The following is a 13,313-nucleotide window of genomic DNA, read 5'->3' on the forward strand; positions in this document are numbered from 1 at the left end:
GGCTCCGTAAGGAGACCGGCCTTAATGATTATTTGCGTTTATTGCCATTCGGCAGGATTACGATCGGTCGGCGTTCCTCACGTCGTCCGAAGCGTCCTCTTTGTCCGTGTCGTCATCCGTGTTTGTGGATTGCGCGGCCGCCGCGAGGAAGCGTTCCTCGCCGGGCAGCACAAGATTGAGCACGATGGCCACGACGAACGCGACCGCGATGCAGTTCGACGCGAAGATCTGCTGGAACAGGGCGGGGAAATGCACGAAGATGTGGTTCACCTGCGTGAATCCGATGCCGACCGTCAGGCTCAACGCGGCGATGGTGATGTTGCGCTGCGAGTAGCCGGCCTCCGAGATCATCTGGAAGCCGGAAAGAATGATGTTGCCGAACATCATGATGGTGCATCCGCCGAGCACCGCCTGCGGCAGGGAGTTGAACACCTCGGCGATCGCCGGTACGAAGCTTGCGAGGATGAGAATCACGCCGCCGGAGAGGATCACCTTGCGGTTGACGACCTTCGTCATGGCCACCAGGCCGATGTTCTGCGCGAAGCTCGTCAGCGGCAGGCAGCCGAACAGGCCGGACACCGAGGAGATCAGGCCGTCGCCGGCGATGGCGCCCGCGGTCTCGCGCTCGGTGGGCTGACGGTTGAGACCCACCTTGGCCAATGCCGCCGTATCGCCCAGCACCTCGACGGAGGAGACGACGTACAACAGGCCGATGGAGATGATCGAACCCCAGTCGAATTCGGGCCTGAACGGCATGAACTGGGGGAGGGACACCACGGAAAGATGCTGGAAGCCGGAGAAATCGACCATGCCCATGCAGATCGCCACCACATAGCCGACCACCAGACCGAACAGCACGGAAAGCTGCTTCGCCGTGCCCTTCATCAGCAGCTGGAACGCCAGACACGCCACCAGGGAGATGAGGCCGAGCGTGAGGTTGCGCCACGAGCCGAAGTCGGCGGACGTCGCATCGCCGCCGCCGAAGCTCGTCGCACCAACCGTCAGCAGCGAGAATCCGATGGACGTCACCACGATCGCCGACACGATCGGCGGCACGAACCGCCGCCAGTACTTCGCGGTCAGACCCAGCGCCAGCTCCAGCAGGCCGCCGACCAGCACCGCACCCACCACGGCGCCATAGCCCTTGTCCGCGCAGATGGCGGTCGCCGCCGCCACATACGTGAACGAGATGCCCGTGACCATCGGCAGACGCGAGCCGATCAGCCACGCGCCATACAGCTGCAGGCACGTGCCAAGACCGGCCACCAGCAGACCGGCCTGGATCACCGCCGCCGACTGCTCCGGCGTCATCTTCGCCGCATTCGCGACGATGAAGATCGGGGCGAGATTCGCCACGAACATCGCCATCACATGCTGCAGGCCGAACGGAATACCCCTCCAGAACGAGACCGGCGCATCAAGCGACGTCAACGCCTCCACCGAAATCCCGGGCTTGCTCTTCTCTTTCGTACTCAATGTCGTTTCCTCTCATACAACAACAGGCGCGCGGCAGCGGGCCCGCAAAAAAGAAACCGACGGTCGAACGACCGCCGGAACACATCGTGACACACAACAGTGACGGACGACGAAATCAATGACACATCGACGTCACATGACGCATCATCGACGGAACTCGATGGAACCGTCCTCGGGATTCATCGACTCGACGATGGCCAACGAATCCACGTCATACCCAAGGGAACGCAATTCATCGCCACCACCCTGGAAACCCTTCTCAATCGCGATGCCGATGCCCTCGACCGTCGCTCCGGCATGACCGCAGATATCGATAAGCCCATGCAGCGCCTTGCCATTGGCAAGAAAATCATCGATCAGCAGCACATGATCGTCCGGGCCAAGATACTTGCGCGACACGATGACCGGAAACTCACGCTGCTTCGTGAACGAATACACCGTGGACACATACTGGTCGCCATCAAGATTGATCGACTGCGCCTTCTTCGCGAAAATCACCGGAACATTGCCGAAATGACGCGCCGCCACGCATGCGATGCCGATGCCCGACGCCTCGATGGTAAGAATCTTGGTGATGGTCCGGCCGGCGAAATGCTCCGCCCATGCCGCACCCATCGCATCATACAGCGCCACATCGCACTGATGATTCAGAAAGGCATCCACCTTGAGCACATTGCCCGGCCTGACGGTGCCCTCCTCGCGAATACGATCCTCAAGCTCCTTCATAATCACCTCGCAAAACAATCATCGAACAGGAAAACAAGGGTGGTACGTAGCATACGCGGCGGAGATGACCGCACCCCACGCCCCGGCGTCATGCAAAAAGAGTTCACATAAATGGACTACGGTACAAACCCGGGTTTGGACTTTACCATGTGAGACACATCGGGGGAGAAGACCCAAGCCCGCTATAGTAAGGTCTCCGTGCCGCAAGACCGGCACGCCACCACAAGAGAAAACGTTGGGAGCGGTTCGTGAAAACAAGTGACATCTGGGTGTTCCTCGCCATGGTCCTCTACTTCGTGGCCATGCTATCCGTAGGATTCTTCTACTCACGACGGTCGAATTCATCCGCATCACAATACTTCGCAGGCGGCCGCGGCGTCGGCCCCTGGCTCACCGCCCTATCCGCCGAAGCATCCGACATGTCCGGATGGCTCCTCATGGGACTGCCCGGCCTCGCCTACTTCACCGGCATCGCCGACGCCGGCTGGACCGCCGCCGGCCTCGCCATCGGCACCTACCTCAACTGGAAGATCGTCGCCAAACGCCTCCGCCGATACTCCGTCGCCGCCGGCAACGCCATAACCATCCCCGACTACTTCTCCAAACGATTCGGCGACACCAGGAACATCCTCTCCACCATCGCCGCCGTCATCATCATCGTCTTCTTCGCCGTCTACGTCGGCAGCTGCTTCGTCACCGTCGGCAAACTCTTCGACACCCTCTTCGGCCTCGACTACCACCTCATGATGATCGTCGGAGCCATCGTCGTCTTCCTCTACACCGTCATCGGCGGCTACCTCTCCGTCGTCGTCACCGACTTCATCCAAGGCATGCTCATGTTCTTCGCGCTCGCCGTCGTCTGCGTCGGCACGGTCGCCAGCGCCGGCGGCATCGACCACGTGGCCGCCTTCCTCAGCGACATCCCGGGCTATCTGAGCGCCAACCACACCGCGACCCCGGTGCTCGACGCGGCCGGCTCGCAGCTGACGCAGGGAGGCAACCCCGTGTTCGGGGCGCCCGCCGACTTCGACGTCATCACCATCGTCTCGCTGATGGCCTGGGGTCTTGGATACTTCGGGATGCCTCAGGTGCTCGTGCGTTTCCTCTCCGTGCGAGACGCCGAGGAGATCAGGCATTCCCGCATCATCGCCACCGTGTGGGTGGTCATCTCGCTCAGCTGCGCCATCGCCATCGGCATGCTCGGGCGTGCCATGTTGCCCACGCGGTTCGGCACCCAGGCCGCGGCCGAAAGCGTGTTCATCGTGCTCAGCCAGATGCTGCTGCCGAGCTTCGTGTGCGGCGTGGTCGTGTCCGGCATCTTCGCCGCCTCGATGAGCTCCTCCTCAAGCTACATGATCATCGCCGGCTCCGCGGTGGCCGAGAACATCTTCCACGGCATTTTCAAGCGCAATGCCTCCGACCGGCAGGTCATGTGGGTGGCGCGCATCACCATCCTCGTGGTGTTCGTTTTCGGCTGCGTCATCGCCTCCGACCAGAACTCGTCCATATTCCAGGTCGTCTCCTACGCATGGGCGGGCCTTGGCGCGTCCTTCGGGCCGCTCATGCTGTTCAGCCTCTACTGGCGGCGCACCAACGCCAAGGGCGCCGTCGCCGGCATGGTCGCCGGCACCGTGACCGTGTTCGTGTGGCACATCCTCGTCAAGCCCCTGGGAGGAATCTTCGGCATCTATGAGCTGCTGCCGGCGTTCATCATCTCCGCGCTGGCCATCGTCGTGGTCTCCCTTGCGACCGAGGCGCCGTCCAAGGCCATCACCGACGTGTTCGACCACTACATGGACGACGACACCAACGTCGGCGAGCTGCTCGAGGAACATGCCGTGGCTGTGAAGGAGTGAGACGTCGGGCCGTGGCCGGTCCTGATCGGCCGTGCGTTTGACCGTGGCGGATGGTAGATTCTTGTACTCGGTTTTCGAGTGCGGAACCACCATCCGCCATCGTCGTAAGGGGACAAGCGAATGCAGATGAACGAACAGCCGGAAGTCATCGCCCGCAGTGCCGGGGAACTGCTGGGGGGCCTCAACGAGCAGCAGGCCGAGGCCGTGCAGTACGACGGTCCGGCGCTGCTGATCGCCGCAGGCGCCGGCTCGGGCAAGACCCGCGTGCTCACCCGCCGCATCGCATGGCTGCTCAGCCAGACGGGAGCATGGCCCAGCCAGATCCTCGCCATCACGTTCACCAACAAGGCCGCCGCCGAGATGAAGGAGCGTCTCACCACGCTCATCGGGCCGGTGGCGCAGCGCATGTGGGTCTCCACCTTCCATTCGGCGTGTGTACGCATCCTGCGCCGCGACGGCGGGAAGATCGGCCTCAAATCCGGGTTCTCCATCTACGACACCGCCGACTCGCAGCGACTGGTGAAGATCATCTGCACGGAACTCAACATCGACGTCAAACGCTATACGCCGCGTTCCATCCTCGCCCGCATCTCCGACTACAAGAACAGCCTCATCGGCTGGCAGGAGCGGCTCAAGCAATACGCCCCGCAGTTCAAGCCGGGCGTCCGTGGCTCGCAGATCGGCAGCTTCGGCGATGTGGAGGTGCTCTACGCCTGCGTCTACGCCGAATACCAGTACCGTCTGGCCACCGCCAACGCCGTCGATTTCGACGACCTTATCATGCGCACCGTGGAGCTGTTGCGCACCGACCCCGTGACGGCCGAATACTACCGCCGCAAGTTCCGCTACATCCTCGTCGACGAATACCAGGACACCAACCATGCCCAGTACGTGCTCGTGCGCGAGCTCGGCGGCGTCGACTGCGGCCAGCAGCGCGAACCCGGAGCGAGGGGCGCCGGCAGGATGGGACCGGCATGGATCACCGTGGTCGGCGACTCCGACCAGTCCATCTACGCGTTCCGTGGCGCCGACATCCGCAACATCCAGGAGTTCGAGAAGGACTTCCCGAACGCGCGCACCATCTTGCTGGAGCAGAACTACCGTTCCACCCAGACCATCCTCAACGCCGCCAACGCGGTCATCGCCCTCAACCCCGGACGCAAGCCCAAGAAACTGTGGACCGCGCTCGGCGACGGGTCGAAGATCATCGGATACGCCGCCGACAACGCCCAGCAGGAGGGGCAGTGGATCGCCGGCGAAATCGCGCGGCTCGTCCGCGAGGAGGGCTTCCGGTACTCCGACATCGCGCTCATGTACCGAGCCAACGCCCAGTCGCGTTCCCTGGAGGAGGCGCTCATCAACGCCCGGCTCCCGTACCAGCTGGTCGGCGGCACGAAATTCTACGAGCGCAAGGAGGTCAAGGATGCGATGGCCTACCTGCAGGCGATTGCCAACCCCGCCGACGACGTGAACCTGCGCCGCATCCTCAACGTGCCGAAGCGCGGTCTGGGCGCGCGTGCCGAGGCCCTGCTCACCACGTTCGCCGCCGAACACCAGACCAACGTATGGTCGGCCCTCGACTCGCTTGACGCCATGCCGAACGTGCCCACCCGCACCGCGAAGCTGCTGGCGCAGTTCCGCGACCTCATGCGCGGTCTGCAGGCGTTCGCCGCCGAAAACGACGGCAAGCCCAGTGAGATCGTCGCCGAGGTGCTGGAGAAATCCGGTCTGCTGGCCGAGCTGAAGAAATCCACCGACCCCCAGGACATGACGCGCGTCGACAACCTCTCCCAGCTGCAATCCACCGCGGCGGAATTCGAGCAGAACACGCCCGACGCCACGCTCAACGGGTTCCTCGAGACCACGGCCCTGGTGGCCGACAGCGACCAGCTGCCCGACGAGGACGAAGACACCGGCAAGGTCACCCTCATGACCCTGCACACCGCCAAGGGACTCGAATACCCCGTGGTGTTCCTCACCGGCATGGAGCAGGGCACGTTCCCGCACTCCCGCGCCATGGAGAACGAAAGCGAGCTCGAGGAGGAGCGTCGCCTCGCCTACGTGGGCATCACGCGCGCGCGGCAGATACTGTACGTCACGCGCGCCGCCGTGCGCGCCCAGTGGGGGCAGGCGGCCGAGATGCTGCCCAGCCAGTTCCTCGACGACATCCCCGAGAACCTCATCGAATGGAAGCGCCGTGAGACCGGCGTGGACGCCCTACGTGGCGGATGGGGCTCCAACGGCTCCGACGACGAATTCGGCGGATTCGAAGGCGGTTATTCTTCGGAGTCGTCATCATACGGGTCGCGTCCCCGTTGGGGGTCCGCGGCGAAACGGGCGACCTCCGGACGGTCGTCGTACGGATCCTACGGGTCGTACGGCTCCTCGTCCTCCCGCGACCGTGGATACGGCGGCGGCTCGTACGGGTCGAAGTACGGTGCACGAGGCGGTTCGTCCTACGGCGGTTCGTCATATGGCTCTTCGTACGGCTCGTCATCAAGCCGTGGCTCGTCGTCGGGCCAGTCGGGCAGGGTGACCACGCGCCGCATGAAGAAGGACCTGTTGGACTCGCTGACGAAGGCGAAGTCCGCTGCGTCGGCCAAGGCCGCGGCGACGTCCCAGCCGAGCCGGCTCAACGTGGCGGACTTCCACGAAGGCGACAGGATCTCCCACGACCAGTATGGCTTGGGCAAGGTCGTCGCCGTGGAGGACAAGGGCCGCAATTCGGTGATCACCGTCGACTTCGGCTCCGATGGCGTCAAACGCCTCCTGCTGCGCGTGGCGCCAATCGAAAAGCTCTGACGCACGTAGCAGCGCCGTGCCGATAAGTCAAGAGTTGACTTTCCGGCACGGGTTCGGAACAATCGCTCGAGTTCTGCCAGCAGTACGACAGCAGTAGGAGAAGATTGTGAAGAACAGGCTGTTCGCCTCCATCCCGCCCATCGTGCTCGGCGTACTGATCGCCGTCGCTCCGCATACGTTCGCCCACGTGTGCAAAGTCACCGAAATGGCGATGAAATGCCATTGGACCGCACGGGCGGAGATCGGCGTCGGAGCGATGATCGTCGTGCTCGGCCTCATCGCCCTGTTCGCCGAGACGAAGGTCCGCATCGGCCTGGGCATCGCCGTCGCATTGGCCGGCGCCTTGGCCATCGCCGTGCCCACCGTGCTCATCGGCGTATGCCCCGGAGCGATGATGCACTGCCATATGGTCGCCCGGCCGACGCTCATCGTGCTCGGCGTGCTGACCATCGTGTTCGCCGTCATCGCGGTGCTGCTCGATTCACGAACCGCGAAGCGGGCCTGAGCCATGGCCGCCATACCGCACATCACCCTCGGACGGCTTCCGCTGGAAAACCTTCGGCGCAAGCCGTTCCGCACCGCATCGCTCATCGTCGTCGTCGCGATTCTCGCCGCGTCCTTTTTCGGCGGCTCCATCCTGGCGCTGAACCTCAACAAGGGGCTGCAAAGCATGGAGGCACGTCTCGGCGCCGACCTCATGGTGGTGCCCTCCGGCAGCCAGGGCAAGGCGGAGGCACTGCTGACCAACGGCAATCCGAACACGTTCTACTTCACCAACGACATCGGCGAACGCGTATCGGACTTCGACGGGGTCGAACAGGCCACCGAGCAGACGTACATCGCGTCATTGGCCGCCGAATGCTGTGATGAGAAGGTCCAGATAGTCGGGTTCAATCCCCGGACCGACTTCGTCATCGAACCATGGATCGCCTCGCAGTACGATGGCACGCTGGGCGAGGGTGAGGTCATCGTCGGCAGCGGCATCAACGTCTCCGCCGACAACACCATCAAGCTGTACAATCACGTGTTCCCGGTGAAGGCGCAGCTCGCCCGCACTGCCACCGGCCTGGACAGCTCGGTGTTCGTCAGCGACGGCACCGTCCCCGACATGGTCTCCTATGCGAACAAGGTGACGACCCGGGGCACCATTCCCGCCGAATATGCGGACAGGGCCGTGTCCTCCGTCCTCGTCAGGCTCCGGCCTGGATATACCGCCGAACAGGTGGCCGGCGAAATCGCGAAATCCGATCTCAAGGGCGTCGGCTTCGTCTACCCGGGCGGCGTGACCAGCACCACCAAGTCGAGCCTGAACACCATGCTCGCCTATGTGGCCGTGTTCCTCGTCGTGTTCTGGGTGCTCGCGCTGATCGTGATGCTCGCCGTGTTCTCCTCATCGGTCAACGAGCGCAAGAAGGAGTTCGCCAGCTTGTGCATCATGGGCGCCACCCGTGGGATGCTCACCCGAATCGTGCTGGGCGAGTCCGCGCTGATCGGGCTGATCGGCGGCGTCGTCGGCATCGCGTCGGCGTCGTTGGTCGTGTTCCCGTTCAGCGGGGCCATCGGCAAGGAGCTTGAGCTGCCGTATCTTCAGGCGGGGGTCGTGCCGTGCCTGCTGCTGATCGCCGGCTCGCTGGCGTTCGCCGTCGTCACGGGGGCTCTGGCATCGTTGGCCTCGGCGTTCCGTCTGGGCCGTCCGGAAGCGTACCTCACGCTCAGGGAAGGGGAGTGACATGTTGTTGGAAGCCCGGGGACTGACCCGTGAGTTCTCCCGTCGCGGCAGAACGTTCGCCGCCGTCGACCATGTCGACCTGAAGATCGACGGCGGCGATTTCGTCGCCATCGTCGGCCGTTCGGGAAACGGCAAGAGCACGCTGCTGAACATGGTCTGCGGTTTGCTCAGGCCCAGTTCCGGCACCGTCCTCGTCGACGGACGGAACGTGGCGGAGCTTGACGATCGCGAGCTTTCCCTGCTGCGCAACCGTGTCGTGGGATTCGTCACGCAGAGCCAGACGTTACTGCCGAACCTCACCGTCATGGACAATGTGATGCTGCCGGCGGTGATGTTCCCCAAGGAACCATTGGACATCATGTCGTCCAATGATGATGCGTCCGACGACGCCGTCGCCGGGGATGGGATGACCGCGGGAAAGACGTCCGATACCGGGGACATGGACGTCGTCGACCCCGACATGCCCGACGTCATCGCGCCGATGCGCGTCGAACCGGTTGGGCAGGACCGTTCCCCGGACGGATACGAGAAACGCGTCATGGCGTTGCTTGCCGACCTCGGCATCGCCGACCTTGCCGGCAGCCATCCCAGGGAACTGTCGGGAGGGGAGATGCGTCGCGCCTCCATCGCCCGTGCGTTGATGAACGGCCCCCGTCTGCTTATCGCGGATGAGCCCACCGGTGACCTTGACGCCGAATCGACCGCCGTCGTCATGCGACTGCTGCGTTCCGTGGCCGATGGCGGCACCGCCGTGCTCATGGTCACCCATGACGCCGATGCGCTGCCGTACGCCGACCGCATTCTGGCCATGGACGCCGGTAAATTGACCGAATCGGCATGATGGTGTAGGATTTCCATCTTGGTGTCTGCCAACCGGCAGGACCTATCTGGAGTCTTAGCCCGTCAATGGGTCGGCGGTACCGGAAGGCGCCGTTCGCGTGTCATCAAGACGCGGTGAAGCATTGGAGAGGCCGACTCAGCGTGTGACCAGTCGCACGTTCCGTTCAGATAACGACAGAAACACAAAGGATGAGTCTGATATGACTAACGTTCAGCGCTCCCGCCGTCAGGTGCGTCTTTCCCGCGCCCTCGGCATCGCCCTGACCCCGAAGGCCCAGCGAATCTTCGAGAAGCGTCCGTACGCCCCCGGCGAGCACGGCCGCACCCGTCGTCGCACCGAGTCCGATTACGCCGTCCGTCTGCGCGAGAAGCAGCGTCTGCGCGCCCAGTACGGCATCTCCGAGAAGCAGCTCCGCGCCGCCTACGAGAAGGGCACCCACGAAGCCGGCCAGACCGGCAACGCCATGCTGCAGGATCTCGAGTCCCGTCTTGACGCCCTCGTGCTGCGTGCAGGCTTCGCCCGCACCACCGCCCAGGCCCGCCAGTTCGTCGTGCACGGCCACATCATGGTCGACGGCAACAAGGTCGATCGCCCGAGCTACAAGGTCAAGCCCGGCCAGACCATCCAGGTCCGTCCGAAGAGCCAGACCATGGTCCCGTTCCAGATCGCCGCTGAAGGCGTGCACCGCGACGTGCTGCCCGCCGTCCCGGGCTACCTGGAAGTCGATCTCGCCCAGCTGAAGGCCACCCTGACCCGCAAGCCCCTCGCCGAGGAGATTCCGGTGCAGGTGAACATCCAGTACGTGGTCGAGTTCTACGCTCGCTGATCGTCTTCGATCTTCGCCCTGCGTGCCGAAAGGCCGCAGGGCTTTTTTCGTATTTCCCGACTTCGTCTCGTATGGAACCGCCCCCGGATTCAGGGAAGAATCAGGGTAAACCCGCATGGCCATGCAGACCCGGATCCTCGATAATGGAAACCAGCAACGATTCCAAGAAGAGAGAGGGCATGCATGAGACTCATCGGCAACATCATCTGGCTGGTCCTCGGAGGGCTGTTCCTTGCCATCGGCTGGGCGCTCATCGGACTGGTGCTGTGCATCACCGTCATCGGCATCCCCCTGGGACTGCAGGCGTTCAAAATGGCACAGCTCACGCTGACGCCGTTCGGCAAAGAGATCATCTACGGGGGAGGACTCGGATCCACGATGCTCAACATCGTGTGGCTGCTGCTGGCCGGCCTGTGGATGGCACTCGGGTACGTCGCCGCCGGACTCGTCAACTGCATCACCGTCATCGGGATCCCGTTCGGGCTCCAATCGTTCAAGATGGCCAAGCTGGCGCTGATGCCGTTCGGCGCCACCGTGATGCGCCGCGCCTGACGAGACGGGCGGAGCCTCGTCCGGCTATCCGATTCGATACCGGTCGCCGTGCTTCGTGATGAACAATCCCGCACGGCGCATCTTCCCCATGAGCCGGTACATCACCGTCGTCATGATGTCACGCTGTTCGAAGACGGTTCCATTGCCGCAGACCCGTTCGAGCAGCTCGTCGAACGACAGGTACCTGCCATCGGCCTCCAGCAGCGCCTCCAGCGCACCGTATTCCCTAGGGGAGAGGGCGATTGGCATGCTCGAATCGCCATAGAACGCCTGACGGGATTCAGTGTCGAGGACAAGACCTCCGCGGGAGAGCAGTGGATTGTCCTTTCCCGCATGGGCTTGGCTGACGGCCATCCGCACATAGGCGAGCAGCTGCGCGTCGGAGAACGGCTTGTCCAGGACGAGGTTGGGGCGGATGGATGCAGCAGCATCCGTTTTCTTCGCACCCGTCCCGTTGCTCCGTCCCAGTGACGGAGACTCCAGCAGCATGGTCGCCGAGGTCTGTGCATGGCGGAGGACGACGTCCCACTGGTCCGGATGCCTAGCGACGGGGAAGGCGTCGTCGACGATGACCAGATCGACGCGGATGACGTCGGGAAGAACCTCGTCCTTCGCAAGGGGGAGGGCGATGACCCTGTGATGGGCTCCGGCCAGCGCCGTCGCCAGCGCGTTGCGCAGCGCGAAGCCGCCGGCCGCCAACAGAATATCCATGACACAGCTCCCCGTCCGGCACATGGCCGATCATCCGAAATATGTCACCAAGGATAGGACCAGCGGAGGAGAACGTCGCGTCCTCCGACCGGCATGCGGTGACGCCAGCTCCCTATATCCACCTATGATATGAACCGTAGGGCCTACGGGCATGTCAGACGGGACGGAATACGATGATCACCGAAGTAATGCTGGTACGGCATGGACGAACCTCATATAATCTCGCACACCGACTGCAGGGACAGATCGACGTGCCCCTCGACATCGTCGGGCAATGGCAGGCCGACCAGACCGGCTACGAGCTCGCCCGGCGGTTCTACTGGGCGAAGGTCTCCCGCATAGCCCGGCATCCCGAACTGCTCGCCCAGCCCGGCCCGGACGCCGCGGAACGCAGCGACATCGACGAATACCGCAGTGCGCCCGCGGCCCGCCGCTCTCTGATCGTCATGTCGTCCGACCTGTTCCGCGCACAGCAGACGGCGCATGCGTTCGCCGACCTGCTCGGGCTGCCGGTGACGCTCGACGCACGGTTCAGGGAGCGCAGCTTCGGACGCTGGGAGGGACTGACCCGTCCGGAGATTCGCCAGATCGACGATGCGGCCTACCGTTCGTGGCGCGCGCATACGGGCGGTGAGCTGCGCTACGGCGTCGAAAGCCGCGTGGACTGCGGCCGGCGCGGCGCCGATGCGCTGAACGCCATCGTGACCTCATACGCGAACGATCCCGAGGAGACCACGCTGGTGGTGGTCAGCCACGGATCGTGGATCGTGGCGACCGTCGAGACGCTCGTCGGCATGAATCCGGACGGGCTGAACAACCTTGGAGCGATGCGCAACGCCTTCTGGTCACGGCTCACACCCGGTTCACGTCCCGGAGGCAACCGCACCTGGTCGCTGGACGAGTTCAATACCGGCCCCCAGATAGCCGGCCTGATCGACTGGGAGAACGGTCCCGCGGAGCTTCGCCATGAGTCGATGACCGAGTGGAAGCCCCTGATACAGTAGGTAATCGCATAACCGACAACGATGGGATACGAGGAATAATGACGTTTCATCTGCATCTGGTCCGTCACGGACAGACGTATTTCAACCGATACAACCGGCTGCAGGGGTGGTCGAACTCGCCGTTGACCGAATCCGGCGTCGCCGACGCCGCCAAGGCCGGGCATAAGCTCGAGGACCTCGACTTCGCCGCCGCATACTGCTCCGACACCACACGCGCCGAACTGACTGCGCGATCCATCCTCGACATCAACGAGGCCGCCGGCCATGTCCGTCCGGCGTTGACCGTGGACATGCACTTCCGTGAGCAGTTCTATGGGTACTACGAGGGCCTCGACATGGCCATGGCCTGGTATGCGGCCGGTGCGCCACACGGGGTGAAGACCTACAACGCCATCGTGGAACGGTATGGTCTGGCGGCCACGAAGGACTTCCTCAAGGAGGCCGATCCCTTCCATGACGCCGAAAGCGAAGCCGAATACTGGAGTCGCATCGAAGGGGGCTTCGACATCATCGCAGGCAATCCCGGCCTGCGCGACGGCGACGACGTGCTGGTCATATCGCACGGCAACACGTTGCTGAGCCTCATGCACCGCTTCGCGCCGGAGGGATACGATCTCAGCGAGCGGCCCGCGAACGGCAGCGTGACCGTGCTGGACTACGACCCGTCGAAGCCTCTGGACGAGGGCGGCATCACCATCGTCTCCTACAACCAGTGACGACGGTGTTCGCATCAGGTGATAGCCTGTTATGCTGTATTGCGTCCACGGCGCACAGAATTGTCAGGAAATGA

General features: G+C 63.5%; 12 protein-coding genes. 9 read left to right on the forward strand and 3 right to left on the reverse strand.

Going from position 1 to position 13,313, the window contains the following annotated elements; all coding sequences use genetic code 11:
- Nucleotides 1-57 precede the first annotated feature (57 nt).
- Nucleotides 58-1,476 (reverse strand): nucleobase:cation symporter-2 family protein, encoded by a 1,419-nt coding sequence (locus KIH77_RS09475; protein ID WP_219101294.1) that lies wholly within the window; start codon nt 1,474-1,476, stop codon nt 58-60.
- Nucleotides 1,477-1,620: 144 nt separating this feature from the next.
- On the reverse strand, nt 1,621-2,202 hold the full coding sequence (locus KIH77_RS09480; protein ID WP_219101296.1) for a xanthine phosphoribosyltransferase: 582 nt from the start codon (nt 2,200-2,202) through the stop codon (nt 1,621-1,623).
- 281 nt (nt 2,203-2,483) lie between these two features.
- On the opposite strand from KIH77_RS09480, the gene KIH77_RS09485 reads away from it, so the two are divergent.
- From KIH77_RS09485 to KIH77_RS09515, 7 genes are all read left to right on the forward strand, one after another.
- Nucleotides 2,484-4,058, forward strand: coding sequence for a sodium/proline symporter (locus tag KIH77_RS09485; protein WP_219101348.1), 1,575 nt, complete (start codon nt 2,484-2,486; stop codon nt 4,056-4,058).
- Nucleotides 4,059-4,184: 126 nt separating this feature from the next.
- Nucleotides 4,185-6,860, forward strand: a complete 2,676-nt coding sequence (locus tag KIH77_RS09490) for a UvrD-helicase domain-containing protein (RefSeq protein ID WP_219101350.1) — start codon at nt 4,185-4,187, stop codon at nt 6,858-6,860.
- A 106-nt stretch (nt 6,861-6,966) separates the two neighbouring features.
- Complete coding sequence (locus KIH77_RS09495; RefSeq protein ID WP_219101298.1) at nt 6,967-7,365, forward strand: DUF4418 family protein; 399 nt, start codon at nt 6,967-6,969, stop codon at nt 7,363-7,365.
- A gap of 3 nt (nt 7,366-7,368) precedes the next feature.
- A complete protein-coding gene (locus tag KIH77_RS09500) occupies nt 7,369-8,589 on the forward strand; it encodes an ABC transporter permease (RefSeq protein ID WP_236024611.1) in 1,221 nt (406 codons plus the stop codon).
- 1 nt (nt 8,590) lies between these two features.
- Nucleotides 8,591-9,430, forward strand: coding sequence for an ABC transporter ATP-binding protein (locus tag KIH77_RS09505; protein WP_219101300.1), 840 nt, complete (start codon nt 8,591-8,593; stop codon nt 9,428-9,430).
- Between the two features lie 199 nt (nt 9,431-9,629).
- Nucleotides 9,630-10,256 carry a 30S ribosomal protein S4 gene (gene rpsD, locus KIH77_RS09510; protein ID WP_219101302.1) on the forward strand — a complete coding sequence of 209 codons (627 nt, stop codon included), beginning with the start codon at nt 9,630-9,632 and terminating at the stop codon, nt 10,254-10,256.
- Nucleotides 10,257-10,439: 183 nt separating this feature from the next.
- A complete protein-coding gene (locus KIH77_RS09515) occupies nt 10,440-10,808 on the forward strand; it encodes a YccF domain-containing protein (protein WP_219101304.1) in 369 nt (122 codons plus the stop codon).
- Nucleotides 10,809-10,832: 24 nt separating this feature from the next.
- Here the strand turns inward: KIH77_RS09515 and KIH77_RS09520 are convergent, their stop codons facing one another.
- Nucleotides 10,833-11,519 carry a winged helix family transcriptional regulator gene (locus tag KIH77_RS09520; protein ID WP_219101306.1) on the reverse strand — a complete coding sequence of 229 codons (687 nt, stop codon included), beginning with the start codon at nt 11,517-11,519 and terminating at the stop codon, nt 10,833-10,835.
- A 173-nt stretch (nt 11,520-11,692) separates the two neighbouring features.
- Here KIH77_RS09520 and KIH77_RS09525 point away from each other — a divergent pair, with 173 nt between their 5' ends.
- Both KIH77_RS09525 and KIH77_RS09530 read left to right on the forward strand, forming a co-directional pair.
- Nucleotides 11,693-12,523 carry a histidine phosphatase family protein gene (locus KIH77_RS09525; protein ID WP_219101308.1) on the forward strand — a complete coding sequence of 277 codons (831 nt, stop codon included), beginning with the start codon at nt 11,693-11,695 and terminating at the stop codon, nt 12,521-12,523.
- A gap of 38 nt (nt 12,524-12,561) precedes the next feature.
- A complete protein-coding gene (locus tag KIH77_RS09530; protein WP_219101310.1) occupies nt 12,562-13,239 on the forward strand; it encodes a histidine phosphatase family protein in 678 nt (225 codons plus the stop codon).
- Nucleotides 13,240-13,313 lie beyond the last annotated feature (74 nt).

Origin of the sequence: Bifidobacterium pluvialisilvae, assembly GCF_019331695.1 — a bacterium.
Classification (GTDB): domain Bacteria; phylum Actinomycetota; class Actinomycetes; order Actinomycetales; family Bifidobacteriaceae; genus Galliscardovia; species Galliscardovia pluvialisilvae.